General features: G+C 59.0%; 17 protein-coding genes and 1 tRNA gene. 9 read left to right on the top strand and 9 right to left on the bottom strand.

All coding sequences use genetic code 11. The annotated features are described in order from the left end of the window. Nucleotides 1–109: 109 nt before the first annotated feature. A complete protein-coding gene (locus OO25_RS03770) occupies nt 110–301 on the top strand; it encodes a hypothetical protein (RefSeq protein ID WP_040178526.1) in 192 nt (63 codons plus the stop codon). Nucleotides 302–357: 56 nt separating this feature from the next. Here OO25_RS03770 and OO25_RS03765 read toward each other — a convergent pair whose 3' ends face one another. Continuing rightward, nucleotides 358–1,113 (bottom strand): RlmE family RNA methyltransferase, encoded by a 756-nt coding sequence (locus tag OO25_RS03765; RefSeq protein WP_040169161.1) that lies wholly within the window; start codon nt 1,111–1,113, stop codon nt 358–360. Nucleotides 1,114–1,181: 68 nt separating this feature from the next. Then, nucleotides 1,182–2,294 carry a Ppx/GppA phosphatase family protein gene (locus OO25_RS03760; protein ID WP_014874712.1) on the bottom strand — a complete coding sequence of 371 codons (1,113 nt, stop codon included), beginning with the start codon at nt 2,292–2,294 and terminating at the stop codon, nt 1,182–1,184. 324 nt (nt 2,295–2,618) lie between these two features. Between OO25_RS03760 and OO25_RS03755 the strand changes: the two genes are divergently transcribed. The 3 genes from OO25_RS03755 to OO25_RS03745 are packed head-to-tail and all read left to right on the top strand — an operon-like array spanning nt 2,619 to nt 4,939. Next, the gene (locus OO25_RS03755) at nt 2,619–2,915 is read left to right on the top strand and encodes a virulence factor (protein ID WP_014874711.1); all 297 of its coding nucleotides are present in this window, start codon (nt 2,619–2,621) and stop codon (nt 2,913–2,915) included. Between the two features lie 26 nt (nt 2,916–2,941). Beyond that, on the top strand, nt 2,942–3,874 hold the full coding sequence (locus OO25_RS03750) for a methylenetetrahydrofolate reductase (protein ID WP_040169158.1): 933 nt from the start codon (nt 2,942–2,944) through the stop codon (nt 3,872–3,874). Nucleotides 3,875–3,877: 3 nt separating this feature from the next. After that, entirely contained in the window at nt 3,878–4,939 is a 1,062-nt protein-coding gene (locus OO25_RS03745) for a methyltetrahydrofolate cobalamin methyltransferase (protein WP_040169156.1), read from the top strand. 338 nt (nt 4,940–5,277) lie between these two features. On the opposite strand, the gene OO25_RS03740 is transcribed toward OO25_RS03745, so the two are convergent. Both OO25_RS03740 and OO25_RS03735 read right to left on the bottom strand, forming a co-directional pair. Beyond that, nucleotides 5,278–5,354 (bottom strand) — tRNA-Arg (locus OO25_RS03740). Nucleotides 5,355–5,594: 240 nt separating this feature from the next. Then, entirely contained in the window at nt 5,595–6,170 is a 576-nt protein-coding gene (locus OO25_RS03735; RefSeq protein ID WP_040169153.1) for a DUF882 domain-containing protein, read from the bottom strand. Nucleotides 6,171–6,538: 368 nt separating this feature from the next. Here OO25_RS03735 and OO25_RS03730 point away from each other — a divergent pair, with 368 nt between their 5' ends. The 4 genes from OO25_RS03730 to OO25_RS03715 are packed head-to-tail and all read left to right on the top strand — an operon-like array spanning nt 6,539 to nt 10,825. Then, nucleotides 6,539–8,173 (top strand): murein L,D-transpeptidase, encoded by a 1,635-nt coding sequence (locus OO25_RS03730; RefSeq protein ID WP_139044750.1) that lies wholly within the window; start codon nt 6,539–6,541, stop codon nt 8,171–8,173. 38 nt (nt 8,174–8,211) lie between these two features. Continuing rightward, complete coding sequence (gene lpxD, locus OO25_RS03725; RefSeq protein ID WP_040178525.1) at nt 8,212–9,285, top strand: UDP-3-O-(3-hydroxymyristoyl)glucosamine N-acyltransferase; 1,074 nt, start codon at nt 8,212–8,214, stop codon at nt 9,283–9,285. A gap of 48 nt (nt 9,286–9,333) precedes the next feature. After that, entirely contained in the window at nt 9,334–9,588 is a 255-nt protein-coding gene (locus OO25_RS03720; protein WP_024097235.1) for an acyl carrier protein, read from the top strand. A 28-nt stretch (nt 9,589–9,616) separates the two neighbouring features. Then, complete coding sequence (locus OO25_RS03715; RefSeq protein WP_040178524.1) at nt 9,617–10,825, top strand: beta-ketoacyl synthase; 1,209 nt, start codon at nt 9,617–9,619, stop codon at nt 10,823–10,825. Between the two features lie 98 nt (nt 10,826–10,923). Here OO25_RS03715 and OO25_RS03710 read toward each other — a convergent pair whose 3' ends face one another. Beyond that, nucleotides 10,924–11,565 carry an invasion associated locus B family protein gene (locus tag OO25_RS03710; RefSeq protein WP_040169150.1) on the bottom strand — a complete coding sequence of 214 codons (642 nt, stop codon included), beginning with the start codon at nt 11,563–11,565 and terminating at the stop codon, nt 10,924–10,926. A 543-nt stretch (nt 11,566–12,108) separates the two neighbouring features. Between OO25_RS03710 and OO25_RS03705 the strand changes: the two genes are divergently transcribed. Beyond that, a complete protein-coding gene (locus OO25_RS03705; RefSeq protein WP_040178737.1) occupies nt 12,109–13,653 on the top strand; it encodes a helicase HerA-like domain-containing protein in 1,545 nt (514 codons plus the stop codon). A 95-nt stretch (nt 13,654–13,748) separates the two neighbouring features. On the opposite strand, the gene OO25_RS03700 is transcribed toward OO25_RS03705, so the two are convergent. The 4 genes from OO25_RS03700 to OO25_RS03685 are packed head-to-tail and all read right to left on the bottom strand — an operon-like array spanning nt 13,749 to nt 17,697. Beyond that, nucleotides 13,749–15,071: a branched-chain amino acid ABC transporter permease gene (locus tag OO25_RS03700; RefSeq protein WP_040169149.1), complete on the bottom strand. Its 1,323-nt coding sequence runs from the start codon at nt 15,069–15,071 to the stop codon at nt 13,749–13,751. Further along, on the bottom strand, nt 15,068–16,078 hold the full coding sequence (locus tag OO25_RS03695; RefSeq protein ID WP_040169148.1) for a branched-chain amino acid ABC transporter permease: 1,011 nt from the start codon (nt 16,076–16,078) through the stop codon (nt 15,068–15,070). The genes OO25_RS03700 and OO25_RS03695 overlap by 4 nt, the downstream gene beginning before the upstream one ends. Before the next feature lie 3 nt (nt 16,079–16,081). Continuing rightward, entirely contained in the window at nt 16,082–16,912 is an 831-nt protein-coding gene (locus tag OO25_RS03690; protein ID WP_082035283.1) for an ABC transporter ATP-binding protein, read from the bottom strand. Continuing rightward, nucleotides 16,909–17,697: an ABC transporter ATP-binding protein gene (locus tag OO25_RS03685; RefSeq protein ID WP_040178523.1), complete on the bottom strand. Its 789-nt coding sequence runs from the start codon at nt 17,695–17,697 to the stop codon at nt 16,909–16,911. The genes OO25_RS03690 and OO25_RS03685 overlap by 4 nt, the downstream gene beginning before the upstream one ends. Nucleotides 17,698–17,751: the final 54 nt, after the last annotated feature.

Genomic DNA, 17,751 nt, shown 5'->3' with positions numbered 1-17,751 from the left:
ATTGCAACAATAAGGCAGTCTTGCCACAATTGGGTCACGATCACGACCCAGCGATCTATCTATCCTCAGATCATACAAGCCACGACAGCTTATATGGTATGAGGATCAGATGCGTCTTTTGCAAAACAAATTTCCGACCCGCCCATTGGTCCAGCGCTTGTTTGCGCGCCGCACGGAGGGCAAGCCGGGCAAGCGTGTGGACATGCCGCGTGTGACCCTGCGTGCTGAAGGCACTTCGCTGGAAACGCTCGCCCTGCAGACGATGGCGCTTCGCTCCTTTGGCAGTGTGGCGCCGCGCTGATCTGATTACCATCGGGGCAGGGGTCATCACCCCACCCGAAACACGTCTAACTGGCGTTAGTCTTCCGCAGCTTCTGATGCATCGCCGCGAAAACCGGTGGCGACCACGAATTTTTCGGAGCTATCGGACCGCGAAGATGGCGGTTTGACATGGTAGACTTTGGTGAATTTCTGCTTCAGCAGTTTCTGCAACTCGCCCTCCGCGCCACCTGCCAGCACCTTCGCAACAAACGTCCCGCCATCCTCCAGCACGTCGAAGGCAAAGTAAGCTGCCGTCTCGCAGAGGGAGATGATCCGCAGGTGATCGGTCTGTTTGTGACCGGAGCTGGCCGCGGCCATATCTGACATCACCACATCTGCCTTACCGCCCAGCCACTCTTTGACTTTGTCGTCGGCACCGTCATCCATGAAATCCAGTTGATGGAATTCGGCACCGGGCAGCGGCTCCACCTCTTGCAGATCGACACCGATGATACGGCCAACCGCCTTGCCTGGTTTTTCACCCAAGGCGTTGATCCGCTTGACCGCGACCTGCGCCCAGCCACCCGGCGCACAACCGAGGTCAACCACCCGCGCGCCGTTGATGAGAAACCGAAATTTATCGTCGACTTCCATGATCTTATAGGCCGCGCGCCCACGGTAACCTTCGGCCTGTGCTCGTTTCACATAAGGATCGTTTAACTGCCGCTGCAACCAGCGGGTTGAGCTGAGCTTGCGCCCACGGGCGGTCTTCACCTTGACCTTCAGATCGCGCTGCCCGCGCCCGGAGGTGTTTTTGCCAGTGGGTGTTTTTCCCGTGGGTGTCTTTGCCATATCCGCTGTTCCTTGTCGCCCGAGGTCCCATCTGGACCTGTTGTCGAACGCATTATTTCTATGGGCCCTTAGAACGGCCCGTCTTCCAACACGCCATCGGCGCTCATCTGTGCATAAAGCAGACCTTCGCGCAGGCCCCGGTCCGCCACCGACAGGCGATCTGTCGGCCAGCACCGCAACAAGGCCTGCAGAATTGCCGCACCGGACATGATCAGCGCCTGACGGTCCTCGCCAATGCGCGGGTCACTGCGGCGCCCTTGAGGGCCGAGTTCTAGATAAGAGCGGATCACCTTGTCAATCTGATCGCTGGTCATCCGCAGCCCATCCACCTTGGTCCGGTCGTACCGCTTCAGCCCCAGATGGGAGGCGGCAACGGTTGTCACCGTGCCGGAGGTTCCGACGATCTGAAACCCCTGCCGGGTCTGCTCATCCTTATAGGGGGCAAAATCCGCAAGGTTTTCCTCAAAAAACCAGCTCATCAGCGCAAACCGTGCGGCGTCGTCTTCGACATCGTGGAACTGATCGCGCAGCGTCGCCACCCCCAGAGGGACGGAGATCCAGTCCACCACCTTCGCGGCGGGGAAGGGGCTCTCTGCCGGGTGAAACCCTGCATGAAGCCGCATGATCGCCGAAGGGCGATCACGTCGCGGGATCGAAGAAATGTCAATCCAGACCAATTCGGTAGAGCCACCACCGATATCGACCACCAGCAACTGATCCGTCTTGGTGGACACCAATGGCGCACAGGAAATCACCGCCAGACGCGCTTCTTCCTCTGGTTGGATAATCTCCAGCGTCAGGCCGGTCTCGCGGCGCACCTGGCGAATGAACTCACGCGCATTCTTGGCACGGCGACAGGCCTCGGTCGCTACCAGCCGCATCCGTTTGACGCGGTTGCGCTTCAGTTTCTGCTGACAAATCCGAAGCGCCTGAATGGTGCGCGCCATGGACGCGCGCGATAGACGCCCGGTCCGCTCCAAACCGGCGCCCAGTTGCACCGACTTTGAGAAGCTGTCCACCACATGAAAGCCGCTGCCCTTGGGTTGGGCAATCAGCATCCGGCAGCTATTTGTTCCCAGATCGAGCGCCGCATAGAGCGCATCAGGATCTGGGCGGGCCGGTGCAGGGCTCTCTACCGCTCGGGGAAATGCGCCCGCACCTTTGGAACGCCTGGGCGCCATGATTCACGCCCTCCGATAATCGTGTTGATCCAAGCATATGTGGGCACATCGCTGCGTGCAAGATGGGCCGAGCGCCCCAATGACGATTTGCAGTCGCGCGAATTGACGTTTTTTGAACGGTTTTGAACGCTTTGCCGGTCAAATTCATAAAGCTGTTGAATATTATGAGGGAGCCACGCAGTAGCCAGCGCCGGGCCGCGTTGTTATCCAGAAGCGACCCGGAAAAAGGTCGCTCAGAACCAATGTCAGGTCGAAATCCGACGAACGCGCCCGGCGATGCCACACTAGAAACGCATTTACACAGACGCAAAGGAAGCCAAGGCAATGCCCGACGTCACCATCGTATACTGGCGCGACATCCCCGCTCAGATCATCGTCGGCAAAGGCCGCCGCGGGGCAAAACGCCAACTGGAAGAGCGGTTTGAACAAGCCATCGACCGCGCCGCCATGAAGGTGAATGCAAAGGACGCCGATGCCTATCTCGCAGAGTGGCGCAAGGCAGCACCCTATGCGGTGGAGGGTGAGCCTGCAGACATCGCAGAGGCCGAGGCCAAGCGTCTGGAAGCGGATTATGATCAGGACCGTCTGAAGACACTGATCGCCAACGACGGATGGGCATAAGCCTGACATCTTTATGGGAGGCCACGATGGCTTTGTTGAACTTCAAGAAACGCGATGCAGGCGCAGTCCAGCCCAGCAGCCCCGAGGTCGAGGCCTTTCTGGAAAACTACTCGATAGAGGTGATGCCGCGCACCGCCGCCAAAGTCGAGAATTTCCGCGATCTGCTGCCCGCAGGCACCCGCGTCTACATCGCCCATATCGAAGGCACCCCGATCGAGGAGATGGTGGAGACCGCCAAGCGCATCAACGCCGAGGGTTTCCCGGTGATGCCGCATTTCCCCGCCCGCATCATCCAGGATGAGGCCACACTGGCCGATTGGATCGCACGCTATCAGGGCGAGGCTGACGTCAAACAGGCGCTGCTGCTGGCCGGCGGCGTGGCCAAGCCGCATGGGGCCTTCGACAGCTCCATGCAGCTTTTGGAAACCGGGCTTTTTGACAAGGCCGGTTTCAGCAATCTGCACGTGGCGGGCCACCCCGAGGGCAACAAGGATATCGACCCCGACGGCAGCATGAAGAACGTCTCTGATGCGCTTCTGTGGAAACAGAAATTCTCTGAGCGGACCGACGCAAAAATGGCGCTGGCCACGCAGTTCGCTTTCGAGGCAAAGCCAATTATTGAATGGGCAGACAGCATCAAAGCCGCCGGCGTTGACCTGCCGATCCACATCGGTATCGCCGGTCCGGCCAAGCTGCAGACACTGATCAAATTCGCCATCGCTTGTGGTGTTGGCCCCTCGTTGAAGGTTTTGCAGAAGCGCGCGATGGATGTCTCCAAACTGCTGCTGCCCTATGAGCCGACCGATGTGATCGCCGAGCTGGCCGCCCACAAGGCTGCCAACCCCGATTTCAACATCACCAATGTGCATTTCTTCCCGCTGGGTGGCATCAAGACCAACGCCACCTGGGCCATAAACAACGGCGGCGCAGCCGCGCAGCCAGTCAATTCCCAAGGATAAACAATGACCCGTACTGTCGTAGAATCTAAGACAAAAACCGCAATCCTGGGATTTGATGAGCCGTTCTGCGTGATCGGTGAGCGGATCAACCCCACCGGCCGCAAGAAACTGGCGGCCGAGCTGGAAGCGGGTGATTTCTCCACGGTTGAGAAAGACGCGCTCGCGCAGGTGATGGCGGGAGCCAATATCCTCGATATCAATGCGGGCGTTGTCTACAACTCAAACCCGAACCCGAATGAAACCGAACCACCGCTGATGACCAAGATCGTCGAGCTGGTGCAGGGCCTCACCGATACGCCGCTCTGCATCGACTCCTCGGTGCCCGGCGCGCTTGAGGCCGGCCTGCAAGCCGCCGAAGGCCGCCCGCTGCTGAACTCCGTCACCGGCGAGGAAGAGCGTCTCGAGCATGTTCTGCCGTTGGTTAAGAAATACAACGTGCCTGTCGTGGCGATTTCCAACGATGACACAGGAATTTCCGAAGATCCCGATGTGCGTTTCGCTGTCGCAAAGAAGATTGTCGAGCGTGCCGCAGATTTCGGCATTCCGGCGCATGATATCGTGGTGGATCCACTTGTGATGCCGATTGGCGCGATGGCGACTGCCGGCCAGCAGGTCTTTGCTCTGGTCCGTCGTCTGCGCGAAGAGCTGGGCGTCAACACCACCTGTGGTGCCTCCAACGTCTCCTTCGGTCTGCCAAACCGTCACGGCATCAACAACGCCTTCCTGCCGATGGCCATGGGCGCGGGCATGACGTCCGCAATCATGAACCCGGTTGCTCTGCCGATCACTCAGAAAAAGATCGCAGAGAAGAAAGCTGAAGTTGAGGCCGCGGGCATCATCCTCCCCGATGGCATGGAAGATGAAGCTTTTGTTCAGATGTTCGGTCTGGGCTCCACTAAGCCGCGCGCCGGCAAGGAAATGGAGGCCATCCGCGCCGCAAACCTGCTGACCAACAACGACCCGCATGGTGGGGAGTGGATCAAGGCGAACAAAGAGCCTGCAAAAGAAGGCGAAGAGGGCCGGGGCCGGGGAGGCCGCGCCGGTGGTCGCCGCCGCCGCGCCTGATCCGGGATCAGCGACAAGAATAAGAAAGGTCAGGCTTCGGTCTGACCTTTTTTCGTGAACGCCCGCACCGCGTTTCGCGTGGCCAACAGCAGGCACAGACGCAAACCGCGTAGTCAAAGCGACCAGATCGGTCAGAGCAAAAACGAGCGACCCACGGGTAAAACCATTCCATCATGGACGCAGGCCGCTCTCTCCCGCCCCGGATTTGTCGGGATTAACCAATAATAGTGCGTGAGCGGAGCAGCGTCCACTTCCGCCGCTCAGACCGGCAAGCCCTCGCCGTTCAGCTGCACGCGAACAGCGCACATGCTCAGCAATCAGTTCTGACTTGGGAGATCTGGCGCACCTGAGAGGATTCGAACCTCTGGCCTCTGCCTTCGGAGGGCAGCGCTCTATCCAGCTGAGCTACAGGTGCCTATATGCGTCGTATAGCCGTCACAGGGTGGGTCTGCAATGGCAAAAAACACCGGAACCATAATTCAATTCAGGCGTTTGTCATCTATATGCAGTTGCTTTGGACCCCGCATGACACGCCGTGAATTTCGCAGAAAAATCGCCTTTCGGGCATCGCGTTCTCGCGCAGCAAAAAACCCATGTTGCGTCACAACATGGGTTTGCAGAGCCTCGGGACAGGCGGTCAGAAATGGTCGCGGTATCAGCCGTTCCAGCTGCGAACGACACCACAGTCCATATGTACAAAGTTCGACCCGCGGTATTTACCGACACCACCCGCACGGCATGCTTTTGCCGCGTTGGCCATTTGCGTCACCGAGCGAGAGGACAGGCGCAAATCTGCCGCCTGACCGCGCATGTGAAGGGAATTTTTCGCTACCCCACGCGACCGGCTGCGCAACATGGCGTTGGTTTTCGGGCTGCGATACCCCGACAGCATCATATAGGGTTCGTTCACATCAAGGAGGTTATGCGATGCAGCCATGATATCAATGGTGCGCAGATCGATCTCCTTGACCTGATCGTTTCGCCAATCGCGCATGAAGTGGTTCACTTCCTTCACTGCGTCCTTGATGTATTTTCCGTCAATCCAATACACCATATCGATCCGCTCACCCGTGCGGCCTGAGAACATTCGGATCCGCCGGATGTCGCCCGCGCCGCGCAAGAAGCCGGCTGCATTGGAGAAGGTTGGAGCGGCGACCAATGTTGTTGCCGCAAACGCACCCAATAGGGCACGACGGGAGAAACCCGATTTTTCAGTAGTAGCTGTTGTCACTGCGCTGTCCCGTACGCCTGAAGTCTCTGCCTGTGCCCGATGTTACGGACACCGTGTGGTCCTGTTTCCACGCGAGAACTGTATTGCACATACAGAATCGCGCGCCAAGTTTTGAATGTTGCAGCTCGACATGAACTGTGAATTTCGGCAATTTTTTGCGCAAAAGGGAAATAAATGGTTAATTTCCCCTCAATGTGTCGTGGCCGCCACGGGCCGTATGCGTCTTATTGCGGCCCATAAGACGCAGGTGCCTGTTGCCTGTTTGCGCTGATCAAAATGTGAATGGACAGCGAGGGCTGGCGTTTACCAGGATTTCATGTAGGCAACCACAGACTGTGAAAAGCAAATCATTTGAGGACCGTACCCATATGTCGCCTGTCATTGTGACCCGTGCCATTTCGACTGTTGGCCCGACGCTGAAGGCGGGGCTGTTTGCGCTTGCGCTTGGCGGCTTTGCACTCGGTGCACCGGATGGTGCGACCGCACAGGTGACCGCGTTTAAGCAAGCGGTTGCCGAGGCGGCCTCGGCCAGCGATCCGGTGGCACAGTTCTACCGTGAGACGGGGTACACCGCGATCTGGACCGGGCGTGATGATGCCGCCCGTTCCCGTCGCGCCGCATTGTTCCGTGCCTTGGGAGAGGCGCCGATGCACGGGCTTCCGGATCGGACTTCGGAAATCAACGCATTGATGGATGTCCTGAAGTCGGTCCAGACCACGCGTGATCTGGGTCGGGCGGAAGTTGCTATGAGCCGCGCCTTGGTTGGTTATGCCAGTGATTTGCAAACCGGCCTCCTGCAGCCGCGCCAGATTGATGATGGCATTGTCCGCAAGAAGCATCGGCCCGACTTTGCCGCCTATCTAGCTGGCATCCGTGACCAGGCGCCGGTAGCCTATCTGCGCAGCCTCGCCCCACAAAGCGCCCAATATCAGGCCTTGCTGCGTGAGAAGATGCGCCTGGAGGCGCTGCAGCAGGCAGGTGGTTGGGGGCCACAGGTCGCTGCCAAAAAACTGGAGAGCGGAGACAGCGGCCCAGCCGTCATCGCGCTGCGCAACCGCCTTATCGCCATGGGCTACCTTCCGCGCAGTGCCGCGCGCAGCTATGACGGTGCGCTGGAACGCGCGGTTCAGGCCTTCCAATCGGATCACGGCCTGACCGCTGACGGCGTCGCCGGTGGTGGCACTCTGGCAGAAATCAACAAACCGGTCTCGGCACGGCTGAAGTCGGTTCTTGTCGCAATGGAGCGTGAACGCTGGCTGACACCGGATCGCGGCACCCGCCATGTTCTGGTAAACCAGACCGATTTCACCGCCAAGATTATCGACAACGGCGAAGTGACCTTTGTGACGCGCTCAGTTATTGGCAAAGACAATGCAGACCGACGCTCGCCGGAGTTCTCCGACGAGATGGAGCATATGGTCATCAACCCCAGCTGGTATGTTCCACGCTCAATCGTGACGAAGGAATATCTGCCCAAGCTGCGCAACAACCCCAATGCGGTCGGCCACATTGAAATCACCGACAGCCGCGGTCGCAAGGTGAATCGCGCCACCGCTGATTTTTCCAAATATACCGCACGGACGTTCCCGTTTGCGATGCGCCAGCCGCCCAGCCGTAAGAACGCGCTTGGCCTGGTCAAGTTCATGTTTCCGAACAAATACAATATCTACCTGCATGACACGCCGCAGAAGAGCCTGTTCCAACGGGAAGTCCGCGCCTTCTCGCATGGCTGTATCCGCCTCGCGCAACCCTTTGAATTTGCGTATGCTCTGCTTGCGCGCCAGACTGAAAACCCCAAGGACTTCTTTCACCGCATCCTGAACAGCGGAAAAGAGACCAAGGTCGTTCTGGATCAGAAGGTGCCGGTACACATTATCTATCGCACCGCCTTTGTAACGCCGAAGGGGCAGCCAGAGTACCGTCGCGATATCTATGGCCGTGACGCCAAGGTATGGGCCGCGCTGGAACGAGCAGGGGTGGTGTTGCCGGGCGTACAAGGGTAATCCTCGGGCCTAAAGGCAACAGACCGGAAGGGCCCGACATGTTTACAGTCCGCGAAATCGCCGCCTCGCTTCAGGCAGAGGCTGAGGGGGATCTGGATCTGACGGTGCTGCGGGCCGCTGAACCTCAGGACGCCGGGCCGGATGATCTGGCGATGGCGATGGCCCCCAAATACGCCGAGAGCCTGGACGAGGGCAGCGCCCGTGTGGCGCTGGTCTGGGAAGGCGCCGACTGGCAGGCCATGGGCCTACAGGCGGCCATCTTTGCGCCACGCCCCCGCTTGGCCATGGGCGGCATCACCCGGCTGCTGGATCCCGGACAGGGATTTGGCACGGGCATTCACCCCAGTGCCGTTGTCGACCCTACCGCCGAACTGGGCGAGGGCGTCTGTGTTGGCCCGCTGGCGGTGATCGCCGCAGGCGCGCGTATCGGCGCAGGCTCGGTGATCGGCCCGCAATGCCACATCGGAGCGGATGTGACCCTGGGCCAGAAAGCCCAGTTGCGCGAATCCGTCAGCATTGGCGCGCGCGCCACAATCGGCGACCGGTTTCGTGCCCAACCCGGCGCGCGGGTTGGTGGTGATGGGTTTTCCTATGTCACCCCTGAGGTGTCAGGCGTGGAAACTGCCCGCAAAACAATGGGCGATCAGGGCGAAAGCAAAGCGCAAAGCTGGCTGCGCATCCATTCGCTCGGGGCCGTGGACATAGGCGATGATGTCGAACTTGGCAGCAACTGTACCATCGACAACGGCACCATCCGCAACACGGTGATCGGCAGCGGCAGCAAGCTGGATAACCTTGTGCATGTCGGCCACAACACCCGTGTGGGCCGCGATTGCCTGCTCTGCGGACAGACCGGGATTTCCGGTTCGGTTGATATCGGCAGTAACGTGGTTCTGGGCGGGCAGACCGGCGTTGCGGACAATCTCTTCATCGGTGATGGCGTGATCGCAGGCGGCGGCACCAAGATCCTGTCCAATGTTCCGGCAGGCCGCGTGGTGATGGGATATCCGGCTGTCAAAATGGAGACACATACCGAAATGTATAAGGGGCAGCGGCGCCTGGGCCGTCTGATGCGCGACATTGAAGCGCTGAAGAAGGCGGTTTTCAAATAACGGCGCAGCCACTACATGACGCAAAATACCATTGATCAGGGGTCCCCTATGAGCACGCAGGACAAGGTCATCGCCATCATTGCCGAACAGGCCGTGCTGGAGCCGTCGGATGTGACACTCGACAGCACACTGGAGGATCTGGGGATCGACAGCCTCGGTCTCGTTGAGAGCATCTTCGCCATTGAGGAAGAGTTTGATATCACCATTCCCTTCAATGCCAATGAACCGGAGAAAAGCGATTTCGACATCTCCAACGTGGCGGCGATCATCGCGGGTATCGACACGCTGATTTCAGAAAAATGACCATGCGGGATCGGGTTGGAGACGACGGATGAACCGGGTTGTCATCACCGGGATGGGCACGATCAACGCGCTTGGCCACACCGTGTCCGAGACCATGGCCTCCATGGCCGAAGGGCGCTGCGGCATTGGCGAACTTGAGTTTCAGGATGTTGATCGCCTGTCCATCCGCATTGGGGGTCAGGTGCGGGGGTTTGAGGCGGAGGGTCGCTTTAACCGCCAACAGATGAGCCTTTATGACCGGTTTACCCAATTCACATTGACGGCCGCCAAAGAGGCGATAGACCAATCGGGGCTGGAATTTCACGGCGAGCTGTCGCAGAAATCCGGCGTGGTACTGGGCACGGCAGGCGGTGGTGTCTCGACCTGGGACGATAACTATCGGTCTGTCTATGAGGCTGGGAAGAACCGTGTCCATCCCTTCGTCGTTCCAAAGTTGATGAACAACGCCGCAGCCAGCCATGTGTCCATGGAACACAATCTGAAGGGGCCCAGTTTCACGGTCTCCACCGCCTGCGCCTCCTCCAATCATGCGATGGCACAGGCGTTTCAAATGGTTCGCTCCGGTATGGCGCCGGTGATGATTACAGGCGGATCTGAATCGATGCTGTGCTTTGGCGGGGTGAAGGCCTGGGAGGGGCTTCGGGTGATGTCACGCGATGCCTGCCGCCCCTTCAGCGCCAATCGCAATGGGATGGTGCAGGGCGAAGGGGCCGGTGTCTTTGTTTTCGAAGACTACGAACACGCCCGTTCCCGCGGCGCCGATATCATCTGTGAGGTCATCGGCTTTGCCATGTCATCAGATGCCGCCGATATCGTGATGCCCAGCAAACAAGGCGCGGCGCGGGCCATTGCAGGCGCCTTGCAGGATGCGAGGCTGAACCCCGAAGATGTCGGCTATGTCAACGCCCATGGCACCGGAACTGCCGCCAACGACAAGACAGAGTGCGCGGCCGTGGCCGATGTCTTTGGTCCGCATGCTGACAATCTGATGATCTCTTCCACCAAATCCATGCACGGCCATCTGATCGGCGGCACAGGCGCGGTAGAACTGCTGGCCTGCATCATGGCGCTGCGCGACGGTATTGTGGCGCCCACCATCGGCTATGAGGAACCCGATCCCGAATGCGCGCTTGATGTGGTGCCGAATGAGGCACGGCAGGCTGATGTGACTGTCGCCCTCAGCAATGCCTTTGCCTTTGGCGGGTTGAACGCGGTGCTGGCCCTGCGAAAGATCTGAACGGCCAGCGCCATATCCACCAGCATAACATAAAAAAACCGCCGCGATCCTAGCCCGGATGCGGCGGTTTTCTGTTTCGGGCGTCTGTGCCGGACGGTTTACTGTTTCACCACATCCACAACGTTATAGCCGGCGGTAAAGCCGCTTAGCGACAAATCCATATTGATCACCTGATCAGGGGCAGGTGCCGGGCGCAGGCTCAATGTGGCTTTCTTGCCTTTCTTGAAGGCTGCGATATCGGTCTCGGTAAGGCCAATCTGCGCCACACAGCCCATCGGGTTGCAGAACGAGTAGTTATACCGTTTGCCCGGTGCGCCATCGATGGAGATAGTCAGCGCCGCTGGCAGCAGCGTTTCCAGCGGAACGATGACCGTGGCGCCGGCGACGGCCTGGCTGCCTTCCTGATTGATCCGGAACATCGAAAACTCCGCCATCGGGTTCCCCGATGCATCGGTCATGATCTGCAGCAGTGAGCAGGGGTCGTTGTCTTCTTCGGTCTTGACGCAGGCCAGATCCCAATCACCGTGGGTTTCTTTGGAATAGCGCTGGCCCAGTTGCGGGCCGTCCTGTACGGGCTGGCCTAGATCCAAGACGTCATCGGCCTTGGGGGCCTCCGTCGTGGCCTCTGCGGCGGGCTGGCTCTCTTCGGTCTCGGCCGCCCCAGCGGTGTCCTGCGCCATCACGGGCAGCGGCAGCGCCATCAGCGCGGCCAGGGTCATCGGGGTCAGGGACTTGATCATGATTGCCTCATCTATCCTGTGTTATCGGCCCGATGTAGCATGCCCGAAACCCGGTGTCAGTCCCATAACCATCTGACGCCTCAGCACTGGCGGGGAATTGATCGGATTATACGTCAGAGATGGAAGCGGCTGGATTAAAACAAAAAAGGGAGCAAAAATGCCCCCTTTTTCGTATTTTTTCTCCCCGTCGGACTGGCCGACTTAGTTATTGGGAGGACGTTACGAAAGGGTCGGCCATCGGTCAACATGCAAAGAGAAAAAAATGTCGCAGTTGAGGGATTAATTGACGCCTTCGCATGACGCGCGCGCAATGGGCACGAAACACGCCTGACGTGCAGGCGCAATCTCCCGGATGGCCCGGAAACACGGCACAAAAAAAGGCCGTGCCCGAAGCACGGCCCAGTCTGACAGGGAGGAAATGTCCGCCGAACCAACCGCATGATGGTCGACGGGCAATTATCACTCTCGCATTCAAAGGTTAATTTTGTATTTTCATTTCACAGAAACCGCAGCGTGCGGGATGACAACAGCCGGGGGCAGATCATGCAGGACAAGTTATTTATCGGGGGTGGGGGTGAAAACTATGCGGATCCACAGGCGCTGACGCTCAAATACGCCAATCGTCACGGGCTAATTGCAGGGGCCACCGGCACCGGCAAAACCGTCACCCTGCAGATCCTCGCAGAGAGTTTTTCCAATGCCGGAGTTCCGGTTATCCTGTCGGATGTAAAAGGGGACCTCTCCGGCCTTGCGAAATCCGGTAGCGCTACGCACAAACTGCACGACGCCTTTACCAGCCGGGCCAAGAAAATCGGATTTAGTGACTATAACTACCATGCCTGTCCGGTCACCTTCTGGGATCTCTACGGCCAACAGGGACATCCGGTGCGCACCACCGTAGCGGAGATGGGGCCGCTGCTTCTGGCGCGATTGCTGGAGCTGAGCGAGGCACAGGAAGGCATTCTGAACATTGCCTTCCGTCTGGCCGATGAGGAAGGGCTTGCGCTGCTGGATCTGAAGGATCTGCAGGCGCTGCTGGTCTGGGTCGGGGAAAACCGCGCTGATCTCTCGCTTCGCTACGGCAATGTCTCCACCGCCTCCATCGGGGCGATCCAGCGTCGGTTGCTGGTGCTGGAAAACCAGGGCGGTGCGCAGCTCTTTGGCGAACCTGCGCTAGATCTTGCTGATCTGATGCGCTGCACGGCGGAGGGGCGCGGCATGGTCAATATCCTCGCCGCAGACAAGCTGATGGCCGCACCGGGACTATATGCAACATTTCTGCTGTGGCTCCTCAGTGAACTGTTCGAAGAGCTGCCGGAGGTTGGGGATCCTGACAAACCGAAGTTGGTCTTCTTCTTTGATGAGGCGCATCTGTTGTTTGATGACGCCCCCAAGGCGCTGATCGACAAGGTGGAGCAGGTGGCCCGTCTGATCCGCTCAAAAGGGGTCGGGATCTATTTCATCACGCAAAACCCGGCTGATGTGCCGGAAGACATTCTTGGCCAGCTTGGCAACCGCATCCAGCACGCCTTGCGTGCCTTCACCGCGCGCGATCGCAGGAACCTGCGAATGGCGGCGGAAACCTATCGCGAGAACCCCCGGTTTTCGACTGAGGAGGCCATTCGCGAGGTTGGTGTCGGCGAGGCGGTCACCTCCATGCTGCAGAAAAAGGGCATTCCCGGTGTGGTCGAGCGGACGCTGATCCGTCCGCCCAGTTCTCAGCTGGGGCCGATCACTGCAGCGGAGCGGGCGGCGTTCCTGCAGACCTCGGATATGGCTGGGAAGTACGACCAGACCAGCGACCGGCGCTCCGCCTATGAAATCCTCGCCGAACGCGCAGCCAAGGCCGCAGCCGAGGCTGAGGCCGCAGAGGTGGCAGCCGAAGCCGCACCGGAGCCGATGGCGCGTGAGTATAACGCTGGGCGGCGCTACTCTGGAAGTCGCGTCAGCCGGTCGTCGTCGCGGCGGATGAAACCGCGCGACAGCTTTGCCTCAGCCATGTCCGAAGCGGTAATCAAGGAGCTGAAAGGCACCACTGGGCGGCGCCTTGTGCGTGGCATCCTTGGTGGGTTGTTCAAGGGACGCTGAGCGCCACCAGAACAAAAGAAAACGCCGCCCGAGATATCCACGGGCGGCGTTTTTTTTCCAGGGTCCGTAATTGAACCCGCTACGCACCTTCGACTTTACCGTTCCGGGATCAGACCACGGGGGCTGAACCGCAAGACCAGCAACAGGATCAGACCCATGGTCAGCAAACGCATATGCGACGCACTTTCCAATAGATGCAGCTTCAGCGCATTGGTGTCGGACATGCCTGCCGTCACGGTTTCAATCAGCAGGATGCCCATCGGCTCCACCTTGATCCAGAGGAACCAGATCAGCAGGCCACCCAGCACTGCGCCAAAGTTGTTGCCGGACCCGCCGACAATCACCATCACCCAGATCAAGAAGGTGAAGCGCAAGGGATTATAGGTGCCCGGTGTCAGCTGGCTGTCCAGCGTTGTCATCATCGCCCCGGCAATACCGCAAATCGCAGAGCCAAGAATGAAGATCTGCAGATGGCGGCGGGTCACATCCTTGCCCATCGCCTCGGCGGCCACCTCATTGTCGCGAATGGCGCGCATCATCCGGCCCCAGGGGCTCTTCAGTGCCATCTGCGCCATCCATAGCAGCGCCAGCAACACAACAGTGAACAACAGCGAATAGCCCAGCTTCACATAGAGCGTGGAGGCCAGAACCGGATCCAGACCATAGTCCGCAGCCTTGGCGACAAACGCGGCATCGTTCTGCAGATCGACCTCATAGGGCAGGGGCCGGGGCAGGCCGACAACGTTCTTCACGCCGCGCGACAGCCAGTCCTCGTTCTTCAGAACCGAGATGATGATCTCTGCAATCCCCAGTGTCGCGATCGCCAGATAATCCGAGCGCAGACCCAGCGCCGTCTTGCCGATCAACCAGGCAACACCGGCGGCCAGCAGGCCACCTGCGGGCCAGGCCAGCAGCACCGGCAGGCCAAGGCCGCCAAGATTACCTTCAAGCGCAGGGTTGATCGCCTCAACGCCCGCCACCGCCGGATCAAAGATCGCCCGGTAGATCACGAAGCCCAGGATCAGCACCGCCAGCAGCACCGCAATACGCAGTTTGCCCGCAGGCACCATCCGCATGGTTGCAACCGCCGCAACCAGCGTCATCGCTCCCATGGCCAGCGCCATGATGATCCCAACGCCGCCCTGGCTCCAGGCGCCCGGTGTTGGCGCGGTGGACACCAGCACAACTGCCAGACCGCCAAGCGCTACAAACCCCATGATGCCAACGTTGAACAGGCCCGCAAAGCCCCACTGAAGGTTGACGCCAATCGCCATGATGGCCGACACCAGCCCCATATTGAGGATCACCAGAGCCGAGTTCCAGGACCCGGAGAAGAAGAGGAAATTGGTGCTGCCTTCGAGCAGGATCAGCACACCAACAAACAGAAACAGCAGGGATGTTTTGACTGTCTCGCTCATACCACTTTTCCTTTAAAAAGGCCCGTGGGCTTGAACAGAAGCACGACCACAAGGATCGCAAAGGACACGGCGAATTTGTAATCCGTGCTCAGAAGCTGGACGAGGCCATCCGGCTTCATCGTTTCCGGCACAACATAGGTCAGCACCTTCTTCCAGGCGTAGGTGATCGTCACCTCGGAAAAGGCGATGATGAATCCACCCGCGATGGCACCAACAGGGCTGCCCAGACCGCCAACGATGGCGGCGGCAAAGATCGGCAGCAGCAGCTGGAAATAGGTGAAAGGTTTGAAGGATTTGTCCAAACCATAGAGCACACCGGCAATGGTCGCGAGGGTCGCAACGATCAACCACGTGTACATCACCACACGCTCCGGGTTGATGCCCGAGAGCAGCGCCAGATCCTCATTATCGGAATAGGCGCGCATGGATTTACCGGTGCGGGTTTTGTTCAGGAACCAGAACAACAGCGCCACAACCACAACCGCAGTGATCACGGTGATGCCTTGGGTCGTCTTGATTGCCAGACCTTCGCGCAGTCCAGTCAGCGCCTTGAAGTCACGCGCAGAGATAATGAACCGCTCGCCATCGGAAAACCGCTGATCCCCCGGCCCGATGATGAATCGCACCAGGCCGTTCATCATGAACATCACGCCAAGCGAGACCATGACAAAAATCACCGGCTTGGCCTTTTGCGCGCGATAGAACCGATAGACGGTGCGATCGGTGATCAGCATCAAGAGCATACAACCCGCGATACCTATAGGCAGCGCAAGCAGCGCGGTCGGCAGGGGACCAAAGCTGATGCCCATCGACTGGAACCACCAGGTCACCAGAATGGTGATCATAGTGCCAAAGGCCATGGTGTCACCATGAGCGAAGTTCGAAAACCGCAGCACCGAATAGATCAGTGTCACGCCGAGCGCACCAAGCGCAAGCTGACTGCCATAGGCGATTGCCGGAACCCCGACAAAATTGGTAAGCGCCACAAGGGCGTTGAGGAAGTCCATCTCTTAGCCCCCCAAGAAGGATTTGCGTACTTCGGGATCGGCGAGCAGCTCTTGACCGGTGCCGGTATAGGCATTGCGCCCCTGCACCAGCACATAGCCTTTGTCCGCGATCTCAAGCGCTTGTTTGGCGTTTTGTTCAACCATCAGGATCGGCAGCCCGGTACGGGCAACCTCGATAATGCGGTCAAACAACTCATCCATGACGATGGGTGACACACCTGCGGTTGGCTCATCCAGCATCAGTACCTTCGGCTTGGTCATCAGCGCGCGGCCCACGGCCACCTGTTGGCGCTGCCCGCCGGACAGCTCACCAGCCGGCTGGTTGCGTTTCTCACGCAGGATCGGAAACAGCTCATAGACCTGCTCCATCGTGTCGGAGAAATCATCCGTGCGGATAAACGCGCCCATTTCCAGGTTCTCTTCCACCGTCATCGAGGTGAAGATATTGCTGGTCTGGGGGACAAATCCCATGCCCTTGATCACCCGGTCCTGCGGGGTAAGCTGCGTTATATCCTCACCGTCAAGTCGCACAGCACCAGACCGCACATCCAGCATGCCAAAGACAGCTTTCATTGCGGTTGATTTGCCGGCACCGTTGGGACCGACGATCACCGCGATCTCGCCCTTGTCGACCGCAATCGTGCAGTCGTGCAGAATGTCCGGACCCTTGCCGTAACCGCCGGTCATGGTGTCACCAATCAGGAACGGTCCGCCATCGACCTTCGTTGTTGGCCCGCTTTTGCTATGCGCCGGTTGCATCGTCCCGGCGCCATGCGGGTTGGTGATCGAGGCGTCACGATTGCCATGATCGTTCTGGTAGGGGTTGTCGCTCATGCGCCCGCCTCCAGTTTATCTTTGTTTTTCAGCCCGGTGCCGAGGTAGGCTTCGATCACCTGCTCATTGGCCTTGATCTCTTCCAATGTGCCTTGTGCCAGCTTCTTGCCCTCAGCCATGCAGATCACCGGATCGCAGAGGCGACCGATGAACTCCATGTCGTGTTCGATCACAACAAAGGTATATCCGCGCTCCTCGTTGAGGCGCTTGATGGCGTCGGCAATCGTATACAGCAGCGTGCGGTTCACACCGGCGCCGACCTCATCCAGAAAGACGATCTTGGCATCGACCATCATGGTACGGCCCAGCTCCAGCAGCTTCTTCTGGCCGCCGGAAACCTGTCCGGCCTTCAGATCTGCAATATGGCTGATGGTCAGAAACTCCAGCACCTCATCGGCCTTGGCCCGCAACGCGCGTTCCTCATCAGCGATGCGTTTGCGGCCGAACCAGGTGTTCCACAGGCTTTCACCCGATTGGGTGCCCGGAACCATCATCAGGTTTTCGCGGCAAGTCATCGACGCAAATTCATGCGCGATCTGGAAGGTGCGCAGCAATCCCTTGTGGAACAGCTCATGCGGCGGCAGTCCGGTGATATCCTCACCATCCATCGTTACCCGCCCGGAGGTGGGCGGAAGGACGCCAGCGATTACATTGAAAAGAGTGGTTTTTCCGGCGCCGTTTGGCCCGATCAAACCGGTTATGGAGCCCTTAGCGATTTCTAGCGATGCGCCATCAACCGCGTGGAACCCGCCGAAGTGCTTGTGCAAGTCCTCGACGACGATCATGTCATTTCATCCCCCACCGTCTTTTTGACGGCTTTTGAATTTGGAACAGCCCGG

Origin of the sequence: Phaeobacter sp. S60, from assembly GCF_000826845.1 — a bacterium.
In the GTDB taxonomy this organism is placed as follows: domain Bacteria; phylum Pseudomonadota; class Alphaproteobacteria; order Rhodobacterales; family Rhodobacteraceae; genus Phaeobacter; species Phaeobacter piscinae.
Note: the sequence above shows the minus strand (reverse complement) of the source record. Positions and strands in the feature narration are given on the sequence as shown.

What these genes read in the sequence shown, in the direction of transcription:
- OO25_RS03760 (WP_014874712.1), bottom strand. Translation starts at nt 2,294, where the DNA reads ATGGCGCCCAGGCGTTCCAAAGGTGCGGGCGCATTTCCCCGAGCGGTA.
- OO25_RS03710 (WP_040169150.1), bottom strand. Translation starts at nt 11,565, where the DNA reads ATGATCAAGTCCCTGACCCCGATGACCCTGGCCGCGCTGATGGCGCTG.
- OO25_RS03750 (WP_040169158.1), top strand. Translation starts at nt 2,942, where the DNA reads ATGGCTTTGTTGAACTTCAAGAAACGCGATGCAGGCGCAGTCCAGCCC.
- OO25_RS03755 (WP_014874711.1), top strand. Translation starts at nt 2,619, where the DNA reads ATGCCCGACGTCACCATCGTATACTGGCGCGACATCCCCGCTCAGATC.
- OO25_RS03700 (WP_040169149.1), bottom strand. Translation starts at nt 15,071, where the DNA reads ATGAGCGAGACAGTCAAAACATCCCTGCTGTTTCTGTTTGTTGGTGTG.
- lpxD (WP_040178525.1), top strand. Translation starts at nt 8,212, where the DNA reads ATGTTTACAGTCCGCGAAATCGCCGCCTCGCTTCAGGCAGAGGCTGAG.
- OO25_RS03730 (WP_139044750.1), top strand. Translation starts at nt 6,539, where the DNA reads ATGTCGCCTGTCATTGTGACCCGTGCCATTTCGACTGTTGGCCCGACG.
- OO25_RS03745 (WP_040169156.1), top strand. Translation starts at nt 3,878, where the DNA reads ATGACCCGTACTGTCGTAGAATCTAAGACAAAAACCGCAATCCTGGGA.
- OO25_RS03690 (WP_082035283.1), bottom strand. Translation starts at nt 16,912, where the DNA reads ATGAGCGACAACCCCTACCAGAACGATCATGGCAATCGTGACGCCTCG.
- OO25_RS03705 (WP_040178737.1), top strand. Translation starts at nt 12,109, where the DNA reads ATGCAGGACAAGTTATTTATCGGGGGTGGGGGTGAAAACTATGCGGAT.
- OO25_RS03765 (WP_040169161.1), bottom strand. Translation starts at nt 1,113, where the DNA reads ATGGCAAAGACACCCACGGGAAAAACACCCACTGGCAAAAACACCTCC.
- OO25_RS03685 (WP_040178523.1), bottom strand. Translation starts at nt 17,697, where the DNA reads ATGATCGTCGTCGAGGACTTGCACAAGCACTTCGGCGGGTTCCACGCG.
- OO25_RS03695 (WP_040169148.1), bottom strand. Translation starts at nt 16,078, where the DNA reads ATGGACTTCCTCAACGCCCTTGTGGCGCTTACCAATTTTGTCGGGGTT.
- OO25_RS03720 (WP_024097235.1), top strand. Translation starts at nt 9,334, where the DNA reads ATGAGCACGCAGGACAAGGTCATCGCCATCATTGCCGAACAGGCCGTG.
- OO25_RS03770 (WP_040178526.1), top strand. Translation starts at nt 110, where the DNA reads ATGCGTCTTTTGCAAAACAAATTTCCGACCCGCCCATTGGTCCAGCGC.
- OO25_RS03715 (WP_040178524.1), top strand. Translation starts at nt 9,617, where the DNA reads ATGAACCGGGTTGTCATCACCGGGATGGGCACGATCAACGCGCTTGGC.